Source organism: Hydrogenovibrio sp. 3SP14C1 (genome assembly GCF_029625905.1).
Taxonomy (GTDB): domain Bacteria; phylum Pseudomonadota; class Gammaproteobacteria; order Thiomicrospirales; family Thiomicrospiraceae; genus Hydrogenovibrio.
Genome location: NZ_JARTLM010000167.1, coordinates 1 through 263 on the forward strand (window position 1 = coordinate 1; position 263 = coordinate 263).

Genomic DNA, 263 nt, shown 5'->3' on the forward strand with positions numbered 1-263 from the left:
GTCGATGACCGCTTCCTGTGAGTAGCCACGCAGCTTGGTGTCACGATCGATCTTCTGAATCCACTCCAGGTTCATGGTCGGCGCAACGCCCACCAGCAAATCCACGTGCCGGGCAATGTCGTACTCCTGAGTCACCAACCCGCCGTGCAGCCCTTCATAAAACAGTAGGTCGGTACCACAGGGCAGTGCCTGCCATTCGGTAAAGGTGCCCACTCGGTAACCGGCTTCGATCTTCTGCTTGTCCTCTGCATGGATGTAGTGCC

At 57.4% G+C, this 263-nt stretch carries 1 pseudogene; it reads right to left on the bottom strand.

Annotation, left to right across the window (positions count from 1 at the left end):
* Positions 1 to 263 (bottom strand): annotated as a pseudogene (locus tag P8629_RS12095) (phosphoribulokinase); the annotation flags it as partial.